General features: G+C 72.3%; 24 protein-coding genes and 1 pseudogene. 11 read left to right on the forward strand and 14 right to left on the reverse strand.

Annotated features, from left to right (window positions below):
• Nucleotides 1-22: 22 nt before the first annotated feature.
• A complete protein-coding gene (locus FYC51_RS11145) occupies nucleotides 23-1,036 on the reverse strand; it encodes a malate dehydrogenase (protein WP_148733597.1) in 1,014 nt (337 codons plus the stop codon).
• Between the two features lie 88 nt (nucleotides 1,037-1,124).
• Nucleotides 1,125-1,619: a DUF427 domain-containing protein gene (locus FYC51_RS11150; RefSeq protein WP_148733598.1), complete on the reverse strand. Its 495-nt coding sequence runs from the start codon at nucleotides 1,617-1,619 to the stop codon at nucleotides 1,125-1,127.
• A 110-nt stretch (nucleotides 1,620-1,729) separates the two neighbouring features.
• Between FYC51_RS11150 and pip the strand changes: the two are divergent.
• The 3 genes and pseudogenes from pip to FYC51_RS11165 form a co-directional block, all read left to right on the forward strand.
• Nucleotides 1,730-2,680 (forward strand): annotated as a pseudogene (gene pip, locus FYC51_RS11155) (prolyl aminopeptidase); the annotation flags it as partial.
• Between the two features lie 372 nt (nucleotides 2,681-3,052).
• Entirely contained in the window at nucleotides 3,053-3,931 is an 879-nt protein-coding gene (gene ypfJ / locus FYC51_RS11160; RefSeq protein ID WP_148733599.1) for a KPN_02809 family neutral zinc metallopeptidase, read from the forward strand.
• 31 nt (nucleotides 3,932-3,962) lie between these two features.
• Nucleotides 3,963-4,703, forward strand: a complete 741-nt coding sequence (locus tag FYC51_RS11165) for an alpha/beta hydrolase (RefSeq protein WP_238476305.1) — start codon at nucleotides 3,963-3,965, stop codon at nucleotides 4,701-4,703.
• Nucleotides 4,704-4,710: 7 nt separating this feature from the next.
• Here FYC51_RS11165 and FYC51_RS11170 read toward each other — a convergent pair whose 3' ends face one another.
• Complete coding sequence (locus tag FYC51_RS11170) at nucleotides 4,711-5,412, reverse strand: alpha/beta fold hydrolase (protein WP_148733600.1); 702 nt, start codon at nucleotides 5,410-5,412, stop codon at nucleotides 4,711-4,713.
• 37 nt (nucleotides 5,413-5,449) lie between these two features.
• Nucleotides 5,450-6,394: an EamA family transporter gene (locus FYC51_RS11175; protein ID WP_148733601.1), complete on the reverse strand. Its 945-nt coding sequence runs from the start codon at nucleotides 6,392-6,394 to the stop codon at nucleotides 5,450-5,452.
• A gap of 213 nt (nucleotides 6,395-6,607) precedes the next feature.
• Between FYC51_RS11175 and FYC51_RS11180 the strand changes: the two genes are divergently transcribed.
• Nucleotides 6,608-7,651 (forward strand): zinc-dependent alcohol dehydrogenase family protein, encoded by a 1,044-nt coding sequence (locus tag FYC51_RS11180; protein WP_148733602.1) that lies wholly within the window; start codon nucleotides 6,608-6,610, stop codon nucleotides 7,649-7,651.
• Nucleotides 7,652-7,793: 142 nt separating this feature from the next.
• A complete protein-coding gene (locus FYC51_RS11185; protein WP_148733603.1) occupies nucleotides 7,794-8,816 on the forward strand; it encodes a PHP domain-containing protein in 1,023 nt (340 codons plus the stop codon).
• Nucleotides 8,817-8,861: 45 nt separating this feature from the next.
• On the opposite strand, the gene FYC51_RS11190 is transcribed toward FYC51_RS11185, so the two are convergent.
• Complete coding sequence (locus FYC51_RS11190) at nucleotides 8,862-9,074, reverse strand: hypothetical protein (protein ID WP_148733604.1); 213 nt, start codon at nucleotides 9,072-9,074, stop codon at nucleotides 8,862-8,864.
• A gap of 135 nt (nucleotides 9,075-9,209) precedes the next feature.
• On the opposite strand from FYC51_RS11190, the gene FYC51_RS11195 reads away from it, so the two are divergent.
• Nucleotides 9,210-10,151: a helix-turn-helix transcriptional regulator gene (locus tag FYC51_RS11195; protein ID WP_187432593.1), complete on the forward strand. Its 942-nt coding sequence runs from the start codon at nucleotides 9,210-9,212 to the stop codon at nucleotides 10,149-10,151.
• On the opposite strand, the gene FYC51_RS11200 is transcribed toward FYC51_RS11195, so the two are convergent.
• From FYC51_RS11200 to FYC51_RS11210, 3 genes are all read right to left on the reverse strand, one after another.
• Nucleotides 10,141-10,494, reverse strand: a complete 354-nt coding sequence (locus FYC51_RS11200; RefSeq protein WP_238476306.1) for a DUF7882 family protein — start codon at nucleotides 10,492-10,494, stop codon at nucleotides 10,141-10,143. The genes FYC51_RS11195 and FYC51_RS11200 overlap by 11 nt on opposite strands.
• 191 nt (nucleotides 10,495-10,685) lie before the next feature.
• On the reverse strand, nucleotides 10,686-10,886 hold the full coding sequence (locus FYC51_RS11205; RefSeq protein ID WP_148733606.1) for a hypothetical protein: 201 nt from the start codon (nucleotides 10,884-10,886) through the stop codon (nucleotides 10,686-10,688).
• Between the two features lie 14 nt (nucleotides 10,887-10,900).
• A complete protein-coding gene (locus tag FYC51_RS11210; RefSeq protein WP_238476307.1) occupies nucleotides 10,901-11,806 on the reverse strand; it encodes an alpha/beta fold hydrolase in 906 nt (301 codons plus the stop codon).
• A 161-nt stretch (nucleotides 11,807-11,967) separates the two neighbouring features.
• Between FYC51_RS11210 and FYC51_RS11215 the strand changes: the two genes are divergently transcribed.
• Nucleotides 11,968-12,684 (forward strand): alpha/beta fold hydrolase, encoded by a 717-nt coding sequence (locus FYC51_RS11215; protein ID WP_148733608.1) that lies wholly within the window; start codon nucleotides 11,968-11,970, stop codon nucleotides 12,682-12,684.
• Between the two features lie 79 nt (nucleotides 12,685-12,763).
• Here FYC51_RS11215 and FYC51_RS11220 read toward each other — a convergent pair whose 3' ends face one another.
• Both FYC51_RS11220 and FYC51_RS11225 read right to left on the reverse strand, forming a co-directional pair.
• Nucleotides 12,764-13,756 carry an alpha/beta fold hydrolase gene (locus FYC51_RS11220; protein WP_148733609.1) on the reverse strand — a complete coding sequence of 331 codons (993 nt, stop codon included), beginning with the start codon at nucleotides 13,754-13,756 and terminating at the stop codon, nucleotides 12,764-12,766.
• Between the two features lie 167 nt (nucleotides 13,757-13,923).
• Entirely contained in the window at nucleotides 13,924-15,642 is a 1,719-nt protein-coding gene (locus FYC51_RS11225; RefSeq protein WP_148733610.1) for an IlvD/Edd family dehydratase, read from the reverse strand.
• 101 nt (nucleotides 15,643-15,743) lie between these two features.
• Here FYC51_RS11225 and FYC51_RS11230 point away from each other — a divergent pair, with 101 nt between their 5' ends.
• The 3 genes from FYC51_RS11230 (at nucleotide 15,744) to FYC51_RS11240 (ending at nucleotide 18,095) form a co-directional block, all read left to right on the forward strand.
• Nucleotides 15,744-16,664 (forward strand): SMP-30/gluconolactonase/LRE family protein, encoded by a 921-nt coding sequence (locus FYC51_RS11230; RefSeq protein WP_148733611.1) that lies wholly within the window; start codon nucleotides 15,744-15,746, stop codon nucleotides 16,662-16,664.
• Entirely contained in the window at nucleotides 16,661-17,668 is a 1,008-nt protein-coding gene (locus FYC51_RS11235; protein ID WP_148733612.1) for a zinc-dependent alcohol dehydrogenase, read from the forward strand. The genes FYC51_RS11230 and FYC51_RS11235 overlap by 4 nt, the downstream gene beginning before the upstream one ends.
• Nucleotides 17,669-17,759: 91 nt before the next feature.
• Nucleotides 17,760-18,095, forward strand: coding sequence for a hypothetical protein (locus tag FYC51_RS11240; RefSeq protein ID WP_148733613.1), 336 nt, complete (start codon nucleotides 17,760-17,762; stop codon nucleotides 18,093-18,095).
• 33 nt (nucleotides 18,096-18,128) lie between these two features.
• Here the strand turns inward: FYC51_RS11240 and FYC51_RS11245 are convergent, their stop codons facing one another.
• The 3 genes from FYC51_RS11245 to FYC51_RS11255 all read right to left on the reverse strand — a co-directional run bounded on the left by FYC51_RS11245 (nucleotide 18,129) and on the right by FYC51_RS11255 (nucleotide 21,658).
• Entirely contained in the window at nucleotides 18,129-19,238 is a 1,110-nt protein-coding gene (locus tag FYC51_RS11245; RefSeq protein WP_420797246.1) for a fatty acid desaturase family protein, read from the reverse strand.
• Nucleotides 19,239-19,338: 100 nt separating this feature from the next.
• Nucleotides 19,339-20,355 (reverse strand): zinc-dependent alcohol dehydrogenase family protein, encoded by a 1,017-nt coding sequence (locus tag FYC51_RS11250; protein WP_148733615.1) that lies wholly within the window; start codon nucleotides 20,353-20,355, stop codon nucleotides 19,339-19,341.
• Between the two features lie 25 nt (nucleotides 20,356-20,380).
• Nucleotides 20,381-21,658 (reverse strand): multidrug effflux MFS transporter, encoded by a 1,278-nt coding sequence (locus FYC51_RS11255; RefSeq protein ID WP_338014697.1) that lies wholly within the window; start codon nucleotides 21,656-21,658, stop codon nucleotides 20,381-20,383.
• Between the two features lie 101 nt (nucleotides 21,659-21,759).
• On the opposite strand from FYC51_RS11255, the gene FYC51_RS11260 reads away from it, so the two are divergent.
• Nucleotides 21,760-22,626, forward strand: a complete 867-nt coding sequence (locus FYC51_RS11260) for a helix-turn-helix transcriptional regulator (protein WP_148733616.1) — start codon at nucleotides 21,760-21,762, stop codon at nucleotides 22,624-22,626.
• A gap of 85 nt (nucleotides 22,627-22,711) precedes the next feature.
• Here FYC51_RS11260 and FYC51_RS11265 read toward each other — a convergent pair whose 3' ends face one another.
• Nucleotides 22,712-23,905 carry a hypothetical protein gene (locus FYC51_RS11265; RefSeq protein WP_222863239.1) on the reverse strand — a complete coding sequence of 398 codons (1,194 nt, stop codon included), beginning with the start codon at nucleotides 23,903-23,905 and terminating at the stop codon, nucleotides 22,712-22,714.
• Nucleotides 23,906-23,922: the final 17 nt, after the last annotated feature.

Here is a 23,922-nt window from a genome sequence, read left to right on the forward strand (position 1 = left end):
GCGTCGCCCGCTGCTGCTGTCGCTACACGAGGCCGAGGGCTCGCACCGCGTCGCGCTCGTCCTGGAGCTCGGCCACGGAGACGTCGATGCGGTGCCGCGCGAACGCATCGAGCTCGAGCCCCTGCACGATGCGCCAGGCGCCGTCGACCGACTCGACCGGGAACGACGACACGAGGCCCTCTGGCACGCCGTACGATCCGTCGGACACGACGGCGGCGCTCGTCCATCCGTTGGAGGTGCCGAGCACCCAGTCATGCACGTGGTCGATCGTCGCGCTCGCCGCGGACGCGACCGACGAGGAGCCGCGCACCTCGATGATCTCGGCGCCGCGCTTCGCCACGCGCGGGATGAAGTGGTCGACGAGCCACTCGCGTGCGGCGTCGGGGCCGCCGAGGCGGTACGCGAGCAGCGCGGCCACCGACTGCCCGCCCGCGGTGGCGTGCGCGACGTCGGGGAACTGCGTGGCCGAGTGGTTGCCCCAGATCGTGAGGTCGCGGATGTCGCTCACCGGGGTGCCCACGGTCGGCGCGAGCTGCGCCAGGGCGCGGTTGTGGTCGAGGCGGGTGAGGGCCGTGAAGCGATCGGCCGGGACATCGGGAGCATGCGCCGCCGCGATGAGCGCGTTCGTGTTGGCCGGATTGCCCACCACGACGACGCGCACGTCGTCGGCGGCGCCGGCGTTGATCGCCTCGCCCTGCGGGCCGAAGATCCCCGCGTTCGCCGCGAGCAGGTCGCCGCGCTCCATGCCCGCGGTGCGGGGTCGCGCGCCGACGAGGAGGGCCAGGTTCGTGCCGCGGAAGGCCGCGGTCGGGTCGTCGTAGACCTCGACGTGCGAGAGCAGCGGGAAGGCCGAGTCGTGCAGCTCGAGTGCCGCGCCCTCGGCGCCGCGCAGCCCCTGCGGGATCTCGAGGAGGTTCAGCCGCACCTGGGTGTCGGGTCCGAGCATCGCGCCAGAGGCGATGCGGAAGAGCAGCGCGTAGCCGATCTGCCCCCCGGCGCCCGTGATCGTGATCGTGATCGGCTTCTTCGCGGCCATACCCACAGACTATGCCCGGGTGTGCGCGCGGGAACGAGGAGCTGTCGCGCGACAGGAGACCGACGCCGCGCGCCCGACGCCGGACGCGTCACCAGCCGAACGAGCCCGCCACGCCCTTGAACGGGCCGACGACGTCGGACGTGATCCAGCCGCCGTAGAACCCGCCGGGTTGCGGCACCACCGTCTCGCCGTCGACCGTGCACGCGTCCATCGGGCCCGCGTAGACGGCGACGCGATCGGCGAGCACCTCGAACCCGGCCGACGGGGTCGGGTAGTTCCACGCCGCGCGCTCGGCCACCGAGTCGCCGCCCCGCACGGTCAGGTAGCGGGCCGCGCCCTTGAACTCGCAGAACGACCGGCCCGCCGCGGGCTCGAGCGAACCGGGTGCGAACGCCGCGATCGGCACGTAGTAGACGGGCGGATGGCTGGTCTCGAGCACGCGCACGACGTCGCGCGTGTCCACCACGCGCTCGCCGCCGAGGTCGATCGTCACGCGCACGTCGACGGCCTCGGCGCGCGGGGGACGCGGGTAGTCCCAGACGGACTCCTGCCCAGGAGCCGCGGATGCCGGGACGGGGCGCATGGCGGGAGCGTACGACGCGAGGCTGGGAGCGGGCGGCACGTGGGCCGGTGGGGGTGCAGCGGCGGCGCGGCGGGTGTCGGCGGCATCCGCGGATCGTCTAGCGTGTCGGCATGAGAGACCTCTATCCCGAGATCGAGCCGCTCGAGACGGGCATGCTCGACGTGGGGGACGGCCAGCACATCTACTGGGAGGTGTCGGGCAACCGCGAGGGCAAGCCCGTGGTGTTCCTCCACGGCGGACCCGGCGCCGGCACGACTCCCGAGCATCGCCGCCTGTTCGACCCCGAGCGATACCGGATCGTGCTGTTCGACCAGCGCGGCTGCGGCCTCTCCATCCCGCACGCATCGGAGCCCGACGCGGACCTCTCGGCGAACACCACGTGGCACCTCGTGGCCGACATGGAGCGGCTGCGCAACCACCTCGGCATCGATCGGTGGCAGGTCTTCGGAGGGTCCTGGGGCAGCGCCCTCGCCCTCGCCTACGCGCAGACGCACCCCGAGCGCGTCACCGAGCTCGTGCTGCGCGGCATCTTCACGCTGCGCCGGCAGGAGCTCGACTGGTTCTACGAGGGCGGTGCTGCGGCCGTGTATCCCGACCTCTGGGAGGAGTTCCTCGCGCCCGTGCCGGCGCTCGAGCGCGGGCACCTCATCGAGGCCTACGGCCGGCTGCTCAAGGACCCCGATCCCGAGGTGCACCAGCCCGCCGCGATCGCCTGGTCGCGATGGGAGTCGTCGACGATCACGCTCCTGCCGCAGGCCGACACGATCTCGCGGTTCACGGCGCCCGAGTACGCCACGGCGTTCGCGCGCATCGAGAACCACTACTTCCGGCACGGCGGCTGGTGGGAGGAGGGGCAGCTCATCCGCGACGCCCCGCGGCTCGCCGGCATCCCCGCCGTCATCGTGCAGGGCCGGTACGACATGTGCACGCCCGCGATGACCGCCTGGGACCTGCACAACGCCTGGCCCGAAGCCGAGTTCCACCTCATCCCCGACGCCGGGCACGCATTCGACGAGCCGGGCATCCTCGACGCGCTCATCCGGGCGACCGACCGGTTCGCGCGCGATCACGAGGGCGACGACGGCGAGCCGGTGACGGATGCCGCGACCCACGTTGCCGACGACGAGGGCGGAGTCGTCGCGGACGAGGGCGGCGTCGAGGCGCACGGCGACGAGGCGGTCGCGGACGACTCGGACGGGCGCCACGACGAGGACGAGGACGAGTCGGACGACGACGAGGATGAGTCGGCCGACGACGAGGATGAGTCGGTCGACGACGAGGATGAGTCGGACCACGACGACGCGGTCACCGTCGACACGGGACCGCTCCGGCACCGGAGGGGCTTCATCCCCGCCCGACCCGACGTCGTCAACCCCTCGCCCGAAGACGGCGGAGATCGGCTCCCGAAGCCCCGCGGAGAGTAGCGTCATGCCATGACGTTCAACCCGAACGCCGACATCGGCGGTGGCAAGACCTCGAAGCGCGGACGCAACACCGGCATCGCCGTCGGCGGCGGCCTCGGCGTGATCGCGCTGGTGATCATCTCGCAGCTCCTCGGCGTCGACGTGACCGGTCTCCTCGGCGGAGGCGGCGGCCAGCCTGCGGCCGAGGACTCCGCCCTCCAGGAGTGCCAGACCGGCCAGGACGCCAACGAGCGCATCGACTGCCGCATGAAGGGCGCGGCCGCGTCCCTCGAGGACTACTGGGTCGACGCGGCGCCGACCATCGGGGTCGCCTACGCGAGCCCGCAGGGCTTCGTGCTCTTCACGGATGCCGTCGCGACCGGTTGCGGCAACGCCTCGTCGGCGACGGGCCCGTTCTACTGCCCGCCCGACCAGACCCTCTACGTCGACACGACCTTCTACGACCAGCTCGAGAGCCAGTTCGGTGCGAGCGGCGGCCCGCTCGCCGAGATGTACGTGGTCGCGCACGAGTGGGGACACCACATCCAGAACCTCGCGGGCATCCTCGAGCGCGCGCAGGACGGCCAGACCGGACCGACGTCGAACTCGGTGCGCACCGAGCTGCAGGCCGACTGCTTCGCCGGCTCGTGGGCCGCGGCCGCCTCGCAGACCACGGATGAGCGGGGCGTCCCGTTCCTGCAGCCGATCACGCGCGACGAGTACGCGCAGGCGATCGACGCCGCCGCGGCTGTCGGCGACGACCGGATCCAGGAGGCGACGCAGGGGCAGGTGTCGCCGCACTCGTTCACCCACGGATCGAGCGAGCAGCGCGTGCGCTGGTTCGAGACCGGGTACCAGGGCGGGGCGCAGTCGTGCGACACCTTCTCGATCGACGGCTCGCAGCTGTGATCTGCGTCGGTCGGTGATCCGCCGCCGCGTCGTGGGGATCACCCTCGGCGTCGTCGGCATCCTCGTGCTCGCCGTCGTCGTGTTCCTGGTCTGGGCGCACCTCGTCATGGCGGGCGAGCGACCCGCCTCGCTCGAGGCGTGGCGCGACCCCGAGGTGACCATCACGCGCACCGAGCGCTCGTTCGTCATCGAGCCGGCCGAGGGCGGCAGCGACGTCGGACTCGTGTTCATCCCGGGAGCGCGCGTCGACCCCTCCGCCTACCTGTGGAAGCTCAGCGGCATCGTCGCCGAGTCGGGCGCGACCGTCGTGATCACCGAGCCCACGCTCAACCTCGCGTTCTTCGACACGCGCCCGCTGTCGGCGTTCACGGCCGACGCCCCCGACGTGTCCGAGTGGTACGTCGGCGGCCACTCCCTGGGCGGAGTGCGCGCCTGCCAGCTCGCGGGCACGGGCACGGATGCCGCGGCCGACCCGCCGGTCGCCGGCGTCGTGCTGTTCGGCAGCTACTGCGCGAACGACCTCTCCGACACCGACCTGCGGGTGCTCTCGCTCGTCGGCGAGCGCGACGGACTCTCGACGCCCGAGAAGGTGGCCGACGCGGCGCACCTGCTGCCGCCGACCGCGGAGACCGTGCTGCTGCCGGGCGCGAACCACGCCGCGTTCGGCGACTACGGCCCGCAGCCGGGCGACGACACGGCGACCGCGTCCGACGAGGACACCCGCGACCGCATCACCGACGCGGTCGCGGGATTCCTCTCATCGGCGCAGTGACGCGGGCCTACCCGATCGCCGCGGCGATCGCCTGGCCCAACTGCACGGGCTTCGTGAACTGCGGCCAGTGCCCGGTGGGCAGGTCGACGTAGTCGACCTGCTTCACCTGCGCGAGCTCGCGCGTGAACGGCGAGTCGGCCGCGATCCACTCGACGAGGGCCGCGCTCGGGAACTCCGACGCGATGATCGTGATCGGCACGTCGTAGCGCCGCTCGTCGCCGAGCGCGATCGGGTCGTAGGCGACGCCCTTGGGCTCGGGAATCGCCCGTTCGCGGAACTGCGCGCGCAGCTCGTCGTCGAGGTCGACGAGGTCGGCGTCGTCGAAGACCGACCAGGCGGGCAGCGGGATCTCGCCGTCGACCACCGGCAGCTGGTCGTTGACCGCGTTGCCGTCGCCGAGCGGACCCGCGTCGACGTAGACCACACGGGCGATGCGGTCGGGTCGGGCGTCGGCCACGCCGTGCGCGATCGCGCCGCCGCCCGAGTGGGCGACGAGCACGAGCTGCGCGTCGGCCGGATAGCCGTCGATGATCTCGGCGACCGCGTCGATGTGGTCGCGCAGGCCGATGTCGGAGCGATCGGCGTCGGGCGACTCGAGTCCGGGGAGAGTGAGTGGATTCACGCGATGACCGGCCTCTTCGATGAGGGGGGTCACCCGCTCCCATGACGACGCGTCGAGCCAGAAACCGGGGATGAGGATGACGTCCATTGCTCGACGGTATCGCCGGCCACCGACATGCGGACGGTCAGGCGACCGCCGGCTGCGGCGCCCGGCCGCGGCCCGTCGTGGCGAGCACGACGATGCCCGCGGCGAGCACCGCGAGGCCGAGCAAACCGCCCGCCGACAGGGTCTCGCCGAGCACCGCGACGCCCAGGATGCCCGCCGTGAGCGGCTCGGCCAGGGTGAGCGTCGACACGGTCGCGGGCGCGAGTCCGCGCAGGCCGATCCCGAACAGCACGTACGCCAGCGTCGTCGTCACGAGGCCGAGCCACAGCGCCATGACGAGGCCGGGCCCGGTCGCGAGCCACGAGGCATCCGTCGACAGGAGCACCGGGAGGCTCGCGATCGCCGCCACGCCGAAGAGCGCGCCCATGCTGCCCGTGGGCGTCCAGTCGCGGTCGAGCAGCGCCTTGCCGGCCAGCGTGTAGACCGCGTACGAGGCGCCCGCGCCGAGGGAGGCGAGCAGTCCGAGCGGGCTGGCGCCCGCTGAGCCCTGGTCGGTGGCGCCGGCGAGGATCGCGACGCCCGCGGTGGCGATCGCGGTGGCGACGAGCCAGCGGTGTCCCGGGTAGCGGCGCCGCAGCATCCAGTCGAGCGCGCCCGTGATGACCGGGGCCGAACCGAGTGCCACGACGGTGCCCACCGCGACGCCGTTCGCGGCGGTGCCCGCGAAGAAGGCGGGCTGGTACGCGAGCACGCCCAGCGCACCGATGCCGACGATCACCCACGTGGGCACCCGTCGCCGAGCCGCGAGGCCGACGCCGGGCGTCGACGCGGCGGATGTCCCGGTCGCGCCGCCTCGACGCCCGGCGAAGTACAGGAAGAGGGCGATGAGCCCCAGCGCGCCGCCGCCGATCAGGATGCGCGCGGCACCCACGGAGGCGGAGCTCGCCTCGGGCCCGAGCGCCTGCGCCGTGCCGGTCGTGCCGAAGCACACCGAGGCGAGGAGGACCGCGACGACGAAACGCATGCGATATTGTTACACAATCCTGTCACGCCGCCGCAACTCCGTGCGGACGCATGGACCTGCGCGGCGAGGTAACATCGCGGATGTCGCGCGCGACCTGCGGCGACGGAACGCAGTGCCGCGGACCGTCTCCTCCCCCTCAGCAGGTGCCGCCGCGGCATCCGTCACGTGGTTCCCCCAGCCCGTCGGCGGAGCGACCCCGATCGGAGGACCCCTGTGCGTGCCGTGCTCGTGAACGCCTTCGGCGAGACGCCCCGGATCGCCGACGTGCCGGAGCCCGTGTGCCCGCCGCGCGGCGCCGTGATCCGCGTGCGCGCCACGGGCGTCTGCCGCAGCGACTGGCACGCCTGGATGGGCCACGACGACACCGTCGCCCTCCCGCACGTGCCCGGCCACGAGTTCGCGGGCGAGATCGCCGCGCTCGGGTCGGAGGTGCCCGCCGAGGCGGGCTGGCGCGTCGGCGACCGGGTCACGGCGCCGTTCATCTGCGCGTGCGGCCGCTGCCCCGAGTGCCTCGCGGGCAACGAGCAGGTCTGCGACGCGCAGTCGCAGCCGGGCTTCACGCGCTGGGGCTCGTTCGCAGAGCTCGTCGTGGTCGACGAGGCGGCGCGCAACCTCATCCGCCTGCCCGACTCGCTCGGCTTCGTCGAGGCCGCCTCGCTCGGATGCCGCTTCGCCACCGCCTACCGGGCGATCGTGTCGCGCAGCCGCCTCGCCCCGGGCGAGCAGATCGCGGTGCACGGATGCGGCGGCGTCGGCCTGTCGGCGATCATGATCGCCGTCGCGGCGGGCGTGACCGTCTACGGGGTCGACGTGTCCGACGCGGCGCTCGAGGCGGCGGAGCAGCTCGGCGCGGTGCCGGTGCGCGGCGGTGAGGGCGCCGCGGAGCGGATCGTCGCGGCATCCGGCGGGGGCGTCGACGTGTCGTTCGACGCGTACGGCTCGGCGGCGACCGCGCTCGACTCGGTGCGCAGCCTCAAGAAGCGCGGCCGCCACGTGCAGATCGGCCTCATGTTCGGCGACAACGCGCTCGCGGCCATGCCCATGGACGCGGTCATCGCCGGCGAGCTCGAGATCCTCGGCAGCCACGGCATGGCGGCGCACGAGTACCCGTCGATGCTCGGCGCGGTGGCGTCGGGCGACTTCCGTCCGGTCGAGCTCGTCGGCCGCACGATCGCGCTCGACGAGGTGCCCGCGGCGCTCGCCGCGATGGGCACGGCCGGCGGCGCGGGCTCGGGCATGACGGTCGTCGAGCTGTAGCGGTATCCGTCGAACTGCTGGCGCTCGCGCCGGATTCAGGCGATCGCGCTCGATTCAGGCCGATTCCGCACGAATCAGCCTGAATCGCGACCGATCGCCTGAATCCGCGACGTCGAAGGTCCGAGGTCGCCAGAATGGGGGGATGGATCCCGTCGCGGCGCTCGAGGAGATCGCCTTCCTGCTGGAGCGCGACCGAGCCTCGAGGTACAAGTCCACGGCGTTCCGCCGAGCCGCGGCGATCATCGAGGAGTACACGGCAGAGGAGCTCGCGGCGCGGGTGCGCGACGGCCGGCTGAAGCGCACGAAGGGCATCGGCGACAGCACGTACGCGGTCATCGCCCAGGCGGTCGGCGGCGAGGTGCCCGACTACCTCGCCGACCTGCGCGAGCGCAGCGGCCCGGCGGTCTCGGCCGCGAAGCCCGGCCTGCGGGCGCAGCTGAAGGGCGACCTGCACAGCCATACCGAGTGGAGCGACGGCACGACCCCCATCGCGACGATGGCCCGCGCGGCCGAACTCGTCGGCCTCGAGTACCTCGTGGTCTCCGACCACTCGCCGAACCTCACCGTCGCGAACGGGCTCAGCGTCGAGCGGCTGACCGAGCAGCTCGGCGTGCTCGACGACCTGAACGCCCGCGGCGACCGCGGCATCCGGCTGCTCTCGGGCATCGAGGTCGACATCCTGCTCGATGGCGGGCTCGACCAGACGCCCGAGATGCTCTCGCGCCTCGACGTCGTGGTCGCGAGCGTGCACTCGAAGCTGCGCATGGAGTCGCGCGAGATGACCCGCCGGATGATCGGGGCGATCGCCGATCCGCAGATGAACGTGCTCGGCCACTGCACCGGACGCCTCGTCGAGGGCTCGCGCGGCACCCGGCCGCAGTCGACCTTCGACGCGCAGGCGGTCTTCGCCGCCTGCGCCGAGCACGGCGTCGCGGTGGAGATCAACTCGAGGCCCGAGCGCCAGGATCCGCCCGACGACCTCATCCAGCTCGCACTCGAGGCCGGATGCCTCTTCAGCATCGACAGCGACGCGCACGCGCCGGGGCACTTCGCGTTCCTCGAGCTCGGGGCGGCGCGCGCGGAGGCGAACGGCGTGCCCGCCGAGCGGATCGTCACGACCTGGCCGGTGGACCGGCTGCTGGAGTGGTCGCGCCGCAACCGCTGATCGGGCGCGCCGCCCTGCGGCGCCCCCGCTGGCGGGCGGCAGGCGTCAGCCGCGCCGGGCGGCGTCGACGACCGCGGCCACGGTGGCCTCGTCCGTCGGGAGGTTCGCCTCCTGGAGCCGCTGGCGCGCCATCGCCGTGAGGTCGTCGACGTGCCCGAGGGCGGCGTCGCCGCGCATCTGCTCCGCCACGCCCGCGATCTTCTCGTCGATGCCCGCCTCGCCGCTGCCGTCTTCGATGGGTGCGTCCTGGGTGTCCATCGCGTCAGCCTCGCACGCGGGGGCCTTCGCCGCCGCCCCTTGACAGTCGCGCTCCAACACGGAACTTCTGCCGGACGCACGCGGGCGCGTACAGTGGTCGCACCGATGGGAGGACCCGACCCCCGAGGAGCTGGAATGAGCGGTGTGACGCGCACGGCGGTCGTCATCCACGACCTCGACTCGGCCGAGCGCGAGCTCGGCGCCCACTTTCCCGATGTCCGCCTCGGACGGGTCGAACGCGAGGGCTTCCGATCGACGTTCGCGACCACCGCCGGCGACCGCTTCACGGTCATGGAGTACTCGTTCGAGGGGTCGGGCGCTGCGACGTCGGGATCCGAGGACCTCGTCGTGGTCATGAGCCGCGGCCGGGGCTACCAGCTGGCGCACGGCCGGCAGGCCGTCGACACGTCGCGGCCGTTCCTCGTGCCGTCGGAGGGGCTCGCCGGGCGCTGGGACGCGTTCGACGCCAAGCTCGTGCGGCTCGACCTCGGCGCCGTCGAGCGCATCGCGCAATCGGCCGCGGGGGATCCGTCGTTCCGCCTCGTCCGGCGAGGCACCGCACCCGTGTCCCCCGAGCGCGCCCGCCACTGGAGCCTGGCGCTCGGCGCGTTCGAGCGCATGCTCGCCGAGGCGCCCGAGGCGTTCGACTCGCCGATCTTCGCCGAGGGGATGTTCCACCAGCTGGCCACGGCGTTCCTGCACGCCTTCGACACGAGCTGGATCGACGTCACGGAGCGTGCCCCCGCGCACCCCGCGCCGTCGGCGGTCGTGCGTCGCGCCGTGGACTACATGCACGAGCACGCGGGCGAGGCCATCACCGTGCAGCAGGTCGCGGATGCCGCGTTCATCTCCGCCCGCGGCCTGCACTACGCGTTCACGCGCGACCTCGGCCGATCACCGTCGGAGGTGCTGCGGCGGATCCGTCTCGAGCGGGCGCGCGCGGAGCTCGCGGCATCCGATGGGCACCTCACCGTCGCCGCGGTCGCTCGCCGCTGGGGCTTCGCCAACCCGTCGCGGTTCGCGCAGGCGTACCACCGGGCGTTCGGCGAGCACCCGGCCGAGACGCTCAGACGCTGATCGGCTCGGGGACGCCGCCGGGCACGCCCTCGCCGGGGCGTCCGACGGGTCGCGGCGGTTCGAGCGGTTCGGGCACGGCCATGAGGCCGCTGTTCGCGTTCGCCGAGAGGGCGAGCAGTTCGAGCCAGGCCCGGTTCAGCGCCGGACGACGGTTGCCCGAGTAGACGAACTCGATCGCGATCGACGGGCCGATCCAGCACACCGTCTGCTGCGCGCCGTCGTCCCACGTGAACGTGAACGACTCGCGACGGCGCAGCTTGTTGATGATGACGACCTGCAGGTGCGCCATGGTGCGGTCGTCGACGGCGAGGGAGATGCCGCCGTTGTAGATGAGGGTGCCCATCGGGTGCTCCAACCGGTCGGGGGTCCGCGGGCGGGGGTGTGCCGCGGAGGACGTGCGGGATCGAAGGCCCTGCCGGCGGGGCCCCCACCGCCGGCGTTCGTCCGCTCACACGGTACGGCTGGGCGCAACCGGTTGCGCGGTCGCCCGACGCAGCTCTTCCGCCAGCGGCTGCGGCCGTTCCGATCGCGACCTCAGCGGGTGCGCAGCTCGTTCAGCACCTCGACGAGCACGTTCGAGATGCCGTTCGCCTGGATGGCGAGCTTCGCGACCGCGTCGAACACCGCGCTGCCGGGCGCGACCTCGCCGCTGTCGGCGAGCGCGCCGATCGCCGCGGTGGTCTCGGACGCCAGCGCCTTCAGCATCTGCGCTCGCTCGATCGGGTTGATGGCCATCAGGGCTCCTCGGGCTACGCGTCGGTGACGGGTGGGTGGTGCGGGCTGCGGTGGACCTCCTCGACGTGGGCGAGCCCCGGCGCGTCGGGGTCGTCGACGATCGGACGGTCGGCCATGAAGAGCCGGATGACGTGCGCGAGCTCGTCGGGATGGCTGAAGTTGATCGCGTGCGCGGCCCCCTCGATGACGACGAGCACGACGTGGTTGTCGGTGTTGGTCGCGACCTCGCGGACGATGGCGGGCGGCGGCATGAGCGGATCGCGATCGCCGACCACGGCGAGCGTCGGGATGTGCAGGGCGAGCAGGCGCTCGTACGACGGGTAGCGCGTGAGCGACCGGAACATGCGTACGGTGCTCGGGATGCCGAACTTGAGGTAGTCGGGCACGGCCACCCGCAGCATCCGCTTCGGCTCGCGGCCGCCGTCGCGCGCGAGCTGCGTGATGGCGCCCATGAGCGGCTGGTTGTAGACCCCGCCGGCCGGTGAGACGAGGATCGCTCGGTCGATGCGGTCGGGGAAGCTGTAGGCGAACTCCGTGATGACGGGGCAGCCCATCGAGTTGCCGACGAGCGTCGCCCGTTCGACGCCGCGGTCGTCGAGGAACCGGGCGGCGGTCTGCGCCAGCCCGGGCACGTCGAGCGCTCGCGGCGCTCGCCAGCTCCGCCCGAACCCGGGGAGGTCGGGCACGTACGTGCGGTATTCGTCCGCGAGCCGCTCGGCGGTCGGCAGCAGGTAGCGGCCCGAGAGCCCGAAGCCGTGCAGGTGCACCATGACCGGGGCGTCGGGCGGTGCGTCGGGCGACTCGCGGTAGAACACGTCGACGCCGTCGATCCGGGTCCAGCGCTCGGCCAGGCTCGACTCGGGCCGGCGGGGTCCGCGCGGCTCGGATCGCGGTTCGCCGCGGACGTCAGGTGCGGACAACGCCGGCCCGTCGCTCGATGACCACCAGTGCACAGACCATGCCGGCCCCCGATCCACGTCTGCGATGCCGCGCGGTGCTGCCTTCAGGGCGAGTCTAGATCGAAGCCCCGGCCCGAACGTATGGTGGGCACGACCCGACCGAACATCCGGAAGGAGCCCGCATGTCCATGCCAGCCGATCCATCCGCCGGGGCGAGCGTCCCGGCGAGGAACGTGGTCCTCGTGCACGGGGCGTACGCCGACGGGTCCTCGTGGGCCGACGTCATCGCGCTGCTGCAGCAGGCGGGCCTGTCGGTCACCTCGGTGCAGAACCCGCTCACCACGCTCGACGACGACGTGGCCGCCACGCGACGGGCGCTCGACCGCCAGGACGGCCCGACCGTGCTCGCCGGGCATTCGTGGGGCGGCACGGTCATCTCGGAGGCGGGCCTGCACCCGAACGTCTCGGCGCTCGTGTTCGTGGCCGCCCGGGGCCCCGACGTCGGAGAGGACTACGCCGCGCTCGCCGCGCGCTTCCCGACGCCGCCCGCAATGGCGGGGCTCGTCAAGGACGCCGGCTTCATCCAGTTCGGCGACGAGGCGTTCCTGGAGAACTTCGCGAACGGCGTCGACGCGGCCAGGGCGCGCGTGCTCTTCGCCGTCCAGGGACCGATCACGGACACGCTCTTCGCGAGCCGCACGACCGTGGCGGCCTGGCGCGAGAAGCCCAGCTGGTACGCGATCTCGGCGCAGGACCGCACGACGTCACCCGAGCTCGAGCGGTTCGTCGCCGAGCGGATGGGCGCGACGCGCATCGAGCTCGAGAGCGGCCACCTCTCGATGGTCACGCACCCCCGCGAGATCGCCGACCTGATCCTCACGGCGAGCGGGCGCGGCTGAAACGATCGAGCGTGCGCGAACGGTCGGAATGTTCGCGTCATTCCGACCGTTCGAGCACTCTCGGCGCCGCGACCGGCGCTCAGCCCGATGTGCTGCCCATGATCATCGCCGCGCGGATCTGCTCGAGCACGAGCTCGGGGTGCTCGTTGCCGATGAAGTGGCCGCTGTCGGTCTGCGTGACGTGCGTCGCGCCGAGGGAGGCCGCCAGTCGCGTCTGCGCCTCGATCCACGCCGGCCAGTAGGTGGTGGCGTCACCGATGCCGAGGTAGTCGAACGGCCGGTCGGCGGTGAGCACGGCCGCGGGCATCGAGGGGAGCGGCGGAGTGGTGGCGAGCGCGGCGAAGCTGGCCGGGTAGTCGGGCGTCTCGGCGCCGGGCTTGGACGCGCCGGCGGCCGCCGCGTCCGCCATCCATCGGTCCCAGACCTCGGGCGGCAGCGTCTCCTGGAGATACTGGGAGCCGGGGTCGACGAGCACGAGGCCCGCCACATCGTCGGGGTGCTCCCGCGCGAAGGTCTGCGCGATCATGCCACCCCACGAGTGCCCGACGACGACATAGGGCCCTGGCACCTCGGCGGCGGTCAGCAGCGCCTGCAGCGTCGCTGCGGCATCCTGCGACGTCGTCGGCTGCGGCACCTCGGTCGATCGGCTCGGCTCGCCCTCCATCTGCTCGGTGCCGGGCCGGTCGTAGGCGCACACGCGCGTCGATTCGGCGGCCTGCGGGTAGACGGCGTCACCGGAGGGCACCGCGGGGTCGGTCGCACTGGTCGGGTCGCCGACGTACTCCCAATCGTCGGCGGCCACGCCGGCGCCCGAGATCAGGACGACCGTCGGCGATCCGCTGCCGCTGCACTGCAGGAACACCTCGCGACCGTCGCCGAGGTCGACGAGGCCCGACCGGTCGCCGTCGCCGGGCACGAAGGCATCGGATGCCGCGGTCGACGCGTCCGACGCGACGGGGCTGCCCGTCCCGGTCTGGGCGACCGGGCCCAGGCTGCAGCCCGCGAACAGCGCAAGCACGCCGACGGCGCATCCCGCGGCGAGCGTGTGTCGGTGCTCCCGATGGGCCGGCATGCGAGACCTCGATTCGTCGGATGCGTCCCAGGCGCGGCACCCGGTCGACGAGGTGTCGGCGCGGCCCCCGACACGGCGCAATCTAGTCCCGGCCCGCAGGTGCGGCAAGGTCGGCGAACGCGCGGTCGCGGCATCCGTCGAACGCCTGCAGAGGTGGATGTTGCGCCTCAGTGCGAATCGCGGCTGACCGTCGAGCCCGAGCCGCCGACGAGGAAGTCGAGGTCGGCGCCGCGGTCGGCCTGCAGCACGTGGTCGACGTAGAGGCGCTCCCAGCCGCGGCGCGGGTTCGCGTAGCCGTCGATCGTCGCCTGGTCGGGCCGGCGGTCCGCGAGCTCGTCGGCCGGCACCTCGACGTCGAGCCGGCCGCCACGCACGTCGAGCGCGATCCAGTCACCGGTCCGCACGAGTGCGAGCGGCCCGCCGGCGGCGGCCTCGGGGGTGACGTGCAGCACGACGGTGCCGTACGCGGTGCCCGACATGCGGCCGTCGCAGATGCGGACCATGTCGCGCACGCCCTGTTCGAGGAGCTTCTTCGGCAGGGGCATGTTCGCGACCTCGGGCATCCCGGGGTAGCCGCGCGGACCGCAGCCGCGCAGGATCATCACGGAGTCGGCGTCGATGTCGAGGTCGGGGTCGTCGATGCGGGCGTGGAAGTCCTCGACCGAGTCGAACACCACGGCTCGGCCGCGATGCTTCAGCAGGTGCGGGGATGCCGCGGCGGGCTTGACGATCGCCCCGCCAGGCGCGAGTGAGCCGCGCAGCACCGCGATCCCGGCGGCGGGGAGCAGCGGAGCCTCGCGCGGCGTGATGACCTCGGGATCCCAGATCCGGGCGTCGTCGAGGTAGTCGACGAACGGCCGGCCCGTGATCGTGAGCGCGTCGGGATCGAGCAGGTCGCGCACCTCGCGCATGACGGCCAGGAACCCGCCCGCCCGGTACAGGTCGTCCATCAGGTACTTCCCCGCGGGCTGCAGGTTCACCAGCAGCGGGACGTGCTCGCCGATGCGGTCGAAGTCGTCGATCGTCAGCTCGATCCCGAGCCGCCCGGCGATCGCCAGCAGGTGCACGACCGCGTTGGTCGAGCCGCCGATCGCGGCGAGGGCGACGATCGCGTTGTGGAAGCTCCCGGCGGTGAGGAACCTCGACGGCCGCCGGTCGTCCGCGACGAGCTCCACCGCGAGGCGCCCGGTCTCGTGCGCCGCCTCGAGCAGCCGCGCGTCGGGCGCGGGCGTGCCGGCCAGTCCTGGCAGCACCGTGCCCAGCGCCTCCGCGACGAGCGCCATCGTCGAGGCCGTGCCCATCGTGTTGCAGTGCCCCTTCGAGCGGATCATCGACGACTCCGACTTCAGGAACATCGCCTCGCTCAGGGTTCCGGCGCGCACCTCCTCGCTGAGCCGCCACACATCGGTGCCGCATCCGAGCGCCTCGTTGCGGAAGTGCCCGGTCAGCATCGGCCCACCGGGCACGACGACGGCGGGCAGGTCCACGGATGCCGCGGCCATCAGCAGCGACGGGATCGTCTTGTCGCACCCGCCGAGCAGCACCACCCCGTCGATCGGGTTCGCGCGCAGCATCTCCTCCGTCGCCATGGCGGCCATGTTGCGCCAGAGCATCGCCGTCGGACGCACCTGCGTCTCGCCCAGCGACACCACCGGCAGCTCCAGCGGGATGCCGCCCGCCTCGTAGATCCCGTGCTTCACCGACTGGGCGACCTCGGTCAGGTGCGCATTGCACGGGGTCAGGTCGGACGCGGTGTTCGCGATCGCGATCTGCGGCCGACCCGTGAACGCCGAGTCGGGCACGCCACGACGCATCCACGCCCGGTGGATGTACGCGTTGCGGTCGTCGCCCGAGTACCAGGCGGAACTCCGCAGGACCTGGCTCATGATGTCCACCCTTCGGAATACGGGTCCGTCATGTGAGACTGCGGTGAGCATATGGCCCGAGAGGGGAGGCGCGCGAGCATGTCGGCACCGGAGTCCCCCGCATGAGCGCCGACCGGCTGACGCTCGCCACCGCAGAGCCGGGCGTGCTCTCCGAAGGACCGTTCTGGGACCCGGTGAGCCGCAGTATCCACTGGGTCGACATCCGACGCGGCGAGGTGTTCACGGGAACGCTCTTCGACGACGGGACGATCGAGGTGGTCGACCGGGTCTCGCTGCCGGGAACGGTCGGTGCCATGGCTCCGTCGGCGAGCGGGGAGTGGATCGTCGCGAACGGCGACCATCTCGTCGTGGTGCGAGACGGCGGGATCATCCGCACCATCCCCGTGCTCGGCAGCGACGGTGCGCGCCGGTTCAACGACGGCAAGCCGGATGCCGCGGGCCGTTACCTCGTGGGCACGCTGTCGCTCGCCGGGCCGTCCGACCGCGAGGAGCTGCTGGTGGTCGAGCGCGACGGCTCGCGCCGCGTGCTCGACGGCGATCTCACCCTCGCGAACGGCCTCGGATGGTCGGCCGACGGCACGCGGCTGCACACGATCGACACGCTCCGGCGGCGTGTGTACACGCGCGACTACGACATGGAGAGCGGAGCGACCGGGCGCCGGGAGCTGCTCGTCGAGCTCGACCAGGGCTTCCCCGACGGCATGTGCGTCGACGCCGAGGACCATCTCTGGGTCGCCGTCTGGGGGCTCGGCGAGGTGCGCCGCTACACCCCGGGCGGCGAGCTCGTCCGCGCGATCGAGGTGCCCGCCCCGCACACGACGAGCGTCGCGTTCGCGGGGCCGCGGCTCGACACGCTCGTCATCACCACCGCTGCCGACGAGCTGTCTCCCGAGCAGCTCGAGCAGTACCCGCACTCCGGATGCCTCTTCACGATCGTTCCGGGCGTCACCGGGCTGCCCCAACCGCTGTGGTCGGGCTTCCTCGACGAGATGGGCGAGGCGACGGACGAGGAACTGGGATGAGGGCGCTCGTCATCACCGGCCCGGGTCGTGCCGAGGTGCAGGACGTGCCGGCGCCCGCGGCGGTGCCCGGCGAGGTCGTCGTCGACGTGGGTCGCGCCGGCATCTGCGGGACCGACCTCGAGTTCTTCAGCGGCGAGATGCAGTACCTCCACGACGGGCAGGCGACCTACCCGATGCGAATCGGCCACGAGTGGATGGGTGTCGTGTCCGCGATCGGCGACGGCGTCGATCCGTCGTGGCTCGGTCGTCGCGTCACCGGCGACACCATGCTCGGCTGCGGGGTGTGCCGCCGCTGCCGCACGGGTTACCAGCACGTCTGCGCCGACCGATCCGAGCTCGGCATCCGTCGTGGCAGGCCGGGTGCGCTCGCCGAGCAGGTCGCCGTGCCCGCCCGTGCGCTGCACGCGCTCCCCGACACCGTGGACGACGCCGCCGGCGCGCTCGTCGAGCCCGGCGGCAACGCCTTCCGCGCCGTGCAGGCCGCCGACCTCGAGCCCGGGGATCGCGTGCTCATCGCGGGACCCGGCACGATCGGGCTGCTCTGCGCGATGTTCGCGCGGGCCGGCGGCGCCGAGGTGCATCTGCTCGGGCGCAGCGAACGCTCCCTTGACTTCGCGGGCTCCCTCGGCTTCGAGCACGTATGGTCGGAGGACGCGCTCCCGGAGCTGCCGTGGGACGCGGTCATCGACGCCTCGAACGCACCGGAGTCGCCAGCACGGGCGGTCGAGCTCGTCGAACCCGGCAAGCGCGTCGTCTACATCGGCCTCGCGGGCTCGCCGAGCCTGCTCGACACCCGGATGCTCGCGCTCGGCGACGTCACCGCCGTCGGCATCCTGAGCGCGTCACCCGGCCTCGAGGGCACCATCCGCGCGTACGCGCATCAGCAGGTCGATCCGCGCCCGCTCGTCGCCGCGACCGTGGCGCTCGACGACCTGCCGGCGGTGCTCGCCGGGGAGCGTCCCGAAGGCTCAGGCCCGGGGCCGAAGTTCCACGTCGCGATCTGACCGCCGTCGCGTCGACCCGGCTCGCCTAGCGTTCGGCTCGCGAGTTTTCAAGACCATTGCCACCCGAGCGACACGGCGCTGTGATCGAGGAGTGAAGATCATCGTGTACGCGGGGGACGAATTGCTGACCGGAGACGAGATCGCCGAGGCGCTGCTCGAGTACGGCCAGGCGCTCGCCCAGAACGGCACCGCCTCGAAGGTGGAGATCCCGACGCTCGAAGCGGACGGCTCCCGTTCCACGACGACCGTGCTGGTCGGCCCGGCCAGCCAGATCATCGCGAAGCGCGCCGACACCGACGCCGAAGAGCTGCAGGATCCGAGCGTGGTGGCCGAGCTCAAGGCTCGCACTCGTGCGCTGCGGCCGAACCCGTCGGCACCGCCGATGCTCTCGAACGGTGACGTTCCGGACTGGGTCGAGGACCTCTGATCGCGGACGCGCGCTACGTCACCGGTCGATCGGTCAGGCCCGGCGGAACCGGTTGACCATGGGGCAGTCGAACGGGTCGCGGGCGGCGAGTCCGACGCGGTTGAGGTAGCGGATGACGATGCCGTAGGACCGCAGCAGCGTGGTCTCGGTGTAGGGCACGTCGAGGGTGTGGCAGTACTCGCGCACGATCTCGCGCGCCTTGGCGAGGTGCGGGCGGGGCATGTTCGGGAAGAGGTGGTGCTCGACCTGGTAGTTGAGGCCGCCGAGCAGGGCGCTCGCCCACCATCCGCCCGAGACATTGCGCGAGGTGAGCACCTGCTTCGACAGGAAGTCGAGCTTCGTGTCGGCGGGGATGAGCGGCATGCCCTTGTGGTTGGGCGCGAACGAGGCGCCCATGTAGATGCCGAACACGGCCAGCTGCACTCCGAGGAACGCGAACGCCATGCCGAGCGGCAGCACCCAGAAGATCGCGCCGAGGTAGATCGTGAACCGGGCTGCGATGAGGGCGAGCTCGATCCAGCGTCCCTTCACCGGTCGGCGGGCGAACAGCGTGCTGATCGAGCGGACGTGCAGGTTCAGGCCCTCGAGCGTGAGCAGCGGGAAGAACAGCCACCCCTGCCGGCGCGTGATGAGGGCGAGCAGCCCGCGCTGCCTCGCGGCATCCGTCTCGACGAACGAGATCGTGTCGAACTCGATGTCGGGATCCTTGCCGAGCCGGTTCGGGTTCGCGTGGTGGCGGGTGTGCTTCGTCATCCACCACGCGTAGCTGATGCCGACGACCCCGGCGGCGAGGATGCGTCCCACGCGATCGTTGGCCGGTCCGGACTCGAGCACCTGCCGGTGCGAGGCCTCATGCGCGAGGAACGCGAACTGCGTGAAGATGATCCCGAGCGCTGCCGCCATGAGCAGCTGGAACCACGACTCGCCCAGCAGGATGAACCCGGTGACCGTGCCGCCGAGGGCGAGCGCCAGGGCCCCGACCAGCGCGGCGTAGAACCATCGCGTCCGGTTCAGGAGTCCCGACTCGCGGACGACGCGGGAGAGGGCGGTGTAGCTGCGGGTGAGGTCCGCGGATCCGGTTCGGGGCTTCGTCGCCCGGACCGCACCGAGGGAGTCGGTGGAGGAGATGTGTGCACGTCCCAGCTGGGGTCTTGTCGACTTCCCAGCCGGGGTTCGCGGGCGATCACCCGCTGCAGATGCTCGAACGCTACGGGCTGCACATGGGAGGGGTCTGTGAGCCGCATCAGAACGTGAGCAGCACCTTGGTGGCTCGCCGCTCGTCCATCGCGCGGTAGCCCTCGGCGGCCTGCTCGATCGGAAGGCTCAGGTCGAAGACCGTTCCCGGGTCGATCCGGTCGTGCATGATGAGTTCGACGAGATCGGGCAGGAACCGGCGCACGGGCGCGGGTCCGCCGTGCAGGTGCACGCCGGAGAAGAAGAGCTCCAGCCCCGGCAGCTCGACGTCGTGCGAGACGCCGACGTACCCGACGTGGCCGCCGGCGCGCGTCGAGCGGATCGCCTGCATCATGGACTCCTGCGTGCCGACGGCCTCGACGACCGAGTGCGCGCCGAGCCCGCCGGTGAGTTCCTTGACCTCGGCCACGCCGGCGTCGCCGCGCTCCTCGACGATGTGGGTCGCCCCGAAGCTCCGCGCGAGCGCCTGGCGGTCGGCGTGCCGGCTGAACGCGATGATCCGCTCGGCGCCGAGCTCGCGGGCGGCGAGGACGCCGAGCAGCCCCACGGCCCCGTCGCCGACGACCGCGACGGTCTTGCCCGGCCCGGCCTCGGCGGCGACGGCGGCGAACCAGCCGGTGCCGAGCACATCGGATGCCGCGAGGAGGCCTCGGACCTGACGCTCGTCGGGCTGCCCCGGCACGGTCACGAGGGTGCCGTCGGCGAACGGGATCCGGGCGTACTCGGCCTGCGTACCGTCGAGCCCGGTCGCGTGCACGCAGCGGGACTGGTAGCCGGCCCGGCAGATCTCGCACGTGTTGTCGGACGCGAAGAACGACCCCACGACGAAGTCGCCCGGCTTCAGGGTGCTCACGTCCGCGCCGATCTCCTCGACCACGCCGACGTACTCGTGGCCCATCGGGATCGGCCACTGCGGGTCCTCCGCGCCGCGGTACGGCCAGAGGTCCGATCCGCAGATGCAGGCGGCGGTGACGCGGATGATCGCGTCGGTCGGCTCCTGGATCACGGGATCGGTGCGGTCCTCGACGCGGACGTCGCCGGGGCCGTGCATGATGACACCGCGCATGGGGGTGTGCTCCTTCTCTTCGGGGTTATCGGTCCGCCGCCGTCGCGAGCGCGTCGGCGGCAGGGGTGTGGGGGTCGGTCGAGGCCGCTTCGGTCGCGTTGCGGCGAGGCGCGAGCAGGGCGACGGATGCCGCGGCGAGCGCGATCCCGGCGACGGTGATGACGCCGAGCGGCAGCATGGTCCCGGCACCGGCGATCCCGACGAGCGGCGCGGCGGCGCCGCCGAAGGCGAAGCGCGCCATGCCGAGCAGGGAGGACGCGGTGCCCGCCATCTGCGGGTACCCGGCAAGCGCGATCGTGGTCGTCGGCGGGGTCGTCACCGCGACGCCGCTCACCAGGACGAGCAGTGAACCGATCACGACGCCGACCGGCAGTGCGGCGACCGCGGCCGCGAGCAGTCCGAGCGCGCCCAGCGCGCACATCGCCAGCCCGGTGACGAGCGTGCCGTGGAGGCTCCAGCGCTCGGCGCTGCGTGCGGCGAGCCATCCGAAGACCATGAAGCCGGCCGAGTTCAGCCCGAACGCGAGCGCGTACTGCTGCGGCGAGAGCCCGTAGATTCCCTGCAGTACGTAGGTCGCGCCGGCGAGGTAGGCGAACAGTGCGGCGCTGACGAAGCCGCTCACCAGCACGGCGCCGACGAAGCGGCGATCGCGGAGCAGGGTGCGGTAGCCGTCGGCGGTGTGCGCGAACCCACCGGAGACGCGGCGATCCCGCGGCAGGGTCTCGGCGAAGGCGAAGAAGACCGCGAGCAGGATGGCGACGCCGATCGCCGTGAGGAACAGGAACAGGCCGCGCCAGTCGGCGACGGTCGCGAGCAGCCCGCCCGCGAGCGGACCGACGATCGCGGCGAGGCCGCTGAGCACGGTCAGGCGACCGAAGTAGCGGATGAGCGCCCCGCCCGAGTACAGGTCGCGACCCGCCGCCTGCGCGATGACGAGTCCGACGCCGCCGGCGACGCCCTGCAGCAGGCGGGCGCCGATGAGCAGCTCGACGCTGGGTGCGATCGCGCACCACGCCGACATGACGACGTAGCCGATGACCCCGATGAGCAACGGCCCTCTCCGACCGAATCGGTCCGAGAGGGGGCCGGCGATCAGCTGGCCGAGGGCGAGCCCCAACAGGCACGCCGTCACGGTCAGCTGCGCCATCGACGTGGTGGCGCTCAGGTCGAGCGTCAGTGCGGGCAGCAGCGGCAGGTACAGGTCCATCGAGATCGGACCGAACACGGTGAGCAGGAGCAGCACGGCGGGCAGCAGCCGGCCGGCGGACGCCGACGCATCGGGAGTGGAAACGGTGATGGGCACGACATCAAGTGGACGCGAGCGCCACCGTTCGAGGGAGTCCCTGACGAACCGTGTACTGGCAGGGCACCCCTCGTCGGCGGCATCCGACCTACCCTGTGAGCATGGACAACCGAGCCGAGGTGCGAGAGTTCCTCATGTCGCGCCGGGCGAAGCTCACGCCCGAGCAGGCGGGCCTGCCGGCCGGACCGAACCGGCGCGTGGCGGGTCTGCGGCGCACCGAGGTCGCCGTGCTCGCGGACGTGAGCGTGGAGTACTACGCGAAGCTCGAGCGCGGCGCGATCGCCGGGGCATCCGCCTCGGTGCTCGACGCCATCGCCGACGCGCTGCAGCTCGACGACACGGAACGTGCGCACCTGTTCGACCTCGCGCGCGCCGCCGACGGCATCCCCGCATCGGGGCGTCCACGCCGGCGGACCACGCGGCAGGCGCCCTCGCGGGCGAGCCTGCAGTGGACCCTCGAGTCCATCACGGGCGGCATCGCGTTCGTCCGCAACCAGTACTCCGACCTGCTCGCGACGAACGCCCTCGGCCGCGCGTTCTACTCGCCGCTCATCGGCGACGGCGGACGCACGCCGAACCTCGCGCGCTTCCAGTTCCTCGACCCTGCTTCGCGCGACTTCTACCCCGACTGGGACCTGTTCGCCGAGATGTGCGTCGCCATCATGCGGGCGGATGCCGGGCGCAGTCCGCACGACCGCACGATGCAGGACCTCGTGGGGGAGCTCTCGACCCGCAGCGAGACGTTCCGTCGACTCTGGGCCGCGCACGACGTGCGCACGCACGGCGCGGGCACCAAGCGATTCAATCACCCCGTCGTCGGCGAGCTCATCCTCGCCTACGAGGAGTTCACGATCACGGCCGAGCCGGGGCTCGTCATGCTCGTCTACACGGCCGAGCCGGGCTCGCCTTCGGCGGAGCGGCTGCAGCTCCTCGCGTCGTGGGCGGCGACCCAGCACGCCGAAGCCTAGGGAACGCGCTCAGCGAATCGTCTCGTTCCCGGTGAGGACCACGCCGCGGGGAAGCGTCTGCGTCTCCACGGACACCAAGGTCGGTTCACTGCAGTCGGCGGAAGTCCTCCAGCCAGGCGTAGGTCGGCGTCGACATCGCCTCCCCGCGCGCCTGCACCGTGAGGCTCGCGTAGACGCTGTTGAGGAGCCACGGAGGCTTCGTCGCGCTCCAGCCCGAGGTCATCGACGGGATCTGGGCGAAGCCGTAGGTCGCGACGGCGAGTCGCCCCGTGCTTCGGAGCTGCCCCATCACGTCGCTGAGCACGTGCTTCTTGCCCTCGAACCACGGACTCTCCGACAGCAGGTCGTTCCACTTGCGGGACGGGAACGGCTCCTCGATCGCCTCGCCGATGACCTCCCAGACCTGGGTGTCGGGGGCGTATCCGTAGCGGTCGGCGAACCCGGCGGGGACGGGATCCGTCATGTGCTCCTGCCAGTACCAGACGAGGGAGAACTCGGTCATCAGGAAGGTCTGGTCGGCTCGAAGGCGCGGCAGCGTGTAGTCGAGGAAGGCCTGCACCCGTGCTTCGTCGGGGACGTGCGGGTGCAGGTCGACGCCCTCGATCTCTGGCGTCTCGCGTGCGAACGCGAGGAACCGCTCGACCGCGGCCGTGCGGTTCTGGGGCAGGTCGAGCCGATTCAGCGCGCCCAGGTAGAGGTGGGTGGCGCAGTCGTCGCCGCACAACTCGGCCCTGGCGTCGATCACGTGGCGCGCGACGGTCTCGTAGAACGCGTTGAGACGTTCGTCGCGCTGGGCGGGCATGCTCTCGATGAACGGCTCGTTGCCGATGGTGACGATGTCGACCGTCCCGAGCACGAGCGGCAGCACGCGGTCGAGTCGCGCGAGCTCATTCGCCATCGCGGCGCTGCCCGGAGCCGGGAACGCGGTGTTCGCCTTGTTGAACTTCAGGCTCAGGATGGTCTGGAACCCGCGGTCGTGCACCGCTCCGATCGAGCGGATCGTCGGGCTCTCCGACGGGGCCACCGTGTCGGCCTCGGCCACGTTGTAGAAGCCCCGGACCCAGCTCGCCCGCGCTTCGCGCAGCTCGCGCTCGTTCAGCTGGTCGAGGTTCTCGTTGTAGTTCGCGCCGAGCGACCCGAGTGGCGGAAGCGGCGCGACGCGGTCATCGCCGCCGCCGCCGTCGGCGGCGAGCGCCGCGCCCGGCGCCCCGAGTGCCAGCATGGCGGTGACGGCCGCCGCGACGAGGGTGAAGGCGGCCGCGGGGCGGCGGCGGGTCACGTGCGTGCCCCGATCCA

It is taken from the genome of Agromyces mariniharenae, from assembly GCF_008122505.1.
GTDB classification, from domain to species: domain Bacteria; phylum Actinomycetota; class Actinomycetes; order Actinomycetales; family Microbacteriaceae; genus Agromyces; species Agromyces mariniharenae.

Coding starts and splice junctions, on each gene's coding strand:
- FYC51_RS11145 (WP_148733597.1), bottom strand. CDS start 1,036: ATGGCCGCGAAGAAGCCGATCACGATCACGATCACGGGCGCCGGGGGG.
- FYC51_RS11150 (WP_148733598.1), bottom strand. CDS start 1,619: ATGCGCCCCGTCCCGGCATCCGCGGCTCCTGGGCAGGAGTCCGTCTGG.
- ypfJ (WP_148733599.1), top strand. CDS start 3,053: ATGACGTTCAACCCGAACGCCGACATCGGCGGTGGCAAGACCTCGAAG.
- FYC51_RS11170 (WP_148733600.1), bottom strand. CDS start 5,412: ATGGACGTCATCCTCATCCCCGGTTTCTGGCTCGACGCGTCGTCATGG.
- FYC51_RS11175 (WP_148733601.1), bottom strand. CDS start 6,394: ATGCGTTTCGTCGTCGCGGTCCTCCTCGCCTCGGTGTGCTTCGGCACG.
- FYC51_RS11185 (WP_148733603.1), top strand. CDS start 7,794: ATGGATCCCGTCGCGGCGCTCGAGGAGATCGCCTTCCTGCTGGAGCGC.
- FYC51_RS11190 (WP_148733604.1), bottom strand. CDS start 9,074: ATGGACACCCAGGACGCACCCATCGAAGACGGCAGCGGCGAGGCGGGC.
- FYC51_RS11195 (WP_187432593.1), top strand. CDS start 9,210: ATGAGCGGTGTGACGCGCACGGCGGTCGTCATCCACGACCTCGACTCG.
- FYC51_RS11200 (WP_238476306.1), bottom strand. CDS start 10,494: ATGGGCACCCTCATCTACAACGGCGGCATCTCCCTCGCCGTCGACGAC.
- FYC51_RS11205 (WP_148733606.1), bottom strand. CDS start 10,886: ATGGCCATCAACCCGATCGAGCGAGCGCAGATGCTGAAGGCGCTGGCG.
- FYC51_RS11215 (WP_148733608.1), top strand. CDS start 11,968: ATGTCCATGCCAGCCGATCCATCCGCCGGGGCGAGCGTCCCGGCGAGG.
- FYC51_RS11220 (WP_148733609.1), bottom strand. CDS start 13,756: ATGCCGGCCCATCGGGAGCACCGACACACGCTCGCCGCGGGATGCGCC.
- FYC51_RS11225 (WP_148733610.1), bottom strand. CDS start 15,642: ATGAGCCAGGTCCTGCGGAGTTCCGCCTGGTACTCGGGCGACGACCGC.
- FYC51_RS11230 (WP_148733611.1), top strand. CDS start 15,744: ATGAGCGCCGACCGGCTGACGCTCGCCACCGCAGAGCCGGGCGTGCTC.
- FYC51_RS11235 (WP_148733612.1), top strand. CDS start 16,661: ATGAGGGCGCTCGTCATCACCGGCCCGGGTCGTGCCGAGGTGCAGGAC.
- FYC51_RS11250 (WP_148733615.1), bottom strand. CDS start 20,355: ATGCGCGGTGTCATCATGCACGGCCCCGGCGACGTCCGCGTCGAGGAC.
- FYC51_RS11260 (WP_148733616.1), top strand. CDS start 21,760: ATGGACAACCGAGCCGAGGTGCGAGAGTTCCTCATGTCGCGCCGGGCG.